The organism is Bartonella sp. AD24XZML (assembly GCF_042196485.1).
Lineage (GTDB): Bacteria > Pseudomonadota > Alphaproteobacteria > Rhizobiales > Rhizobiaceae > Bartonella.
Genome location: NZ_JBHIQH010000040.1, coordinates 1 through 1,335 on the forward strand (window position 1 = coordinate 1; position 1,335 = coordinate 1,335).

At 45.7% G+C, this 1,335-nt stretch carries 1 protein-coding gene and 1 pseudogene; both read right to left on the bottom strand.

Features of this window, described 5'->3' with window-relative positions; genetic code table 11:
* Positions 1–1,137, bottom strand: a pseudogene (locus ACFIMX_RS03510) (hypothetical protein); the annotation flags it as partial.
* Between the two features lie 17 nt (positions 1,138–1,154).
* On the bottom strand, positions 1,155–1,335 hold a 181-nt coding region (locus ACFIMX_RS03515), incomplete at its 5' end, for a hypothetical protein (protein ID WP_375694042.1).

Here is a 1,335-nt window from a genome sequence, read left to right on the forward strand (position 1 = left end):
CTCTTCTGCCGTCTCTGCTGTGCTCTTAGCTTCACTCGACTTCGTTAACGCTTCTAAAGCTTTTTGCCCGATCTCATCACCAGCCTGTTTAGCTGTGGTAGCGGTCGATAATGCCGTTTCTGCAATACCTTTCACTTCTTCAGAAATATTCTTGACATCATTGACTAAGGTAAGCGCTGTAGATGCTTTATCCTTCGCTGCATTCGCTTCTGTAAGCGCATTGGTAGAGGAATTTTGGGCTTCTGTTGCAAGTTGTTTGGCTTCTTCTGAGAGTGTCTTAGATGACTCTGCTATCTGTTTGGATTCTCTTGACTCCGTTAATGCCTTCTCTACTGCCGTTTGTACTTGAGACGCTGTTTTTGTAAGTTCTGTAACAGAAGATGTCGCCCGTTCCGATAAACCTTTTGCTTCTTCGGCAATATCCTTCGCATCAGCGGCTGTCTGTTTGGCTCCATCTGCCTTCATACTTGCTTGTGTCGCTACTGTCTTAACTTCATGACACGTTGCTACCGCTGTTGCGGCTACTTGCGTCGTCTCTGTTGCTGTTTGGGAAGCATCTCTCGCTGTTTGTTCTGCACGTTCAGCAATGGATTTCGATTCATCGGCTAATCTCTTTGCTTCTGTCGAGACATGGACGGCGTTCTCACTTGCCTGCTTGACCTCTACAAAACTTTGCAATGCCGTAGACAATGAACCTTTCGTACTACTTATTTCCCCTGTAGCTCTATCAAATCCTGCCTTCGCCTCTTCTGCCATTTGCTTGGCGGCATCAGAGGCACTCTTGGCTTCTTCGGCTAATCCCTTGGCTGTATCTGCTGTATCTTTTGCAAGATTAGCCGTTGTTGTTACTGCTGTAACCGCTTCACCCGTTTTGGTAACTTCTGTAAGCGCTCTTTCCGATACTTTTTTCGCCTCTTCTGCAACCTGTTGCGCACCATTCGCACGCGACATGGCTTTTTCTGCTTCTTGTCTTGCATTAACAACCTGCTCTAACGGCGCAAAGGTTTCATACGAATACAAAGATGCCGTCCCTAAAAGCTTCGGAACAACAACGCTATCTTGCGAAGTTCCTTCTCTGATTTCCTCTTTCGTGGCTATTGGTATCAGATACTCATGACTATGATCAGGTATTTTCATCTGCTTTATTCCTTCATTCAGAGGGCTTCATCCAATGAACACTCTTTCAAATCTTCAAGCTCTTCTCTTAATGCCTCTAAGCGCTTCTCTAAATCTTTCACAGATCCATCAAGCTCCGTTTTCAAAGCGGCTTTCAGTAAATCAAAAACGCCAGTAAGCGGCGCATGCACAAAACCTCCCCCAGAATACAAAACGACC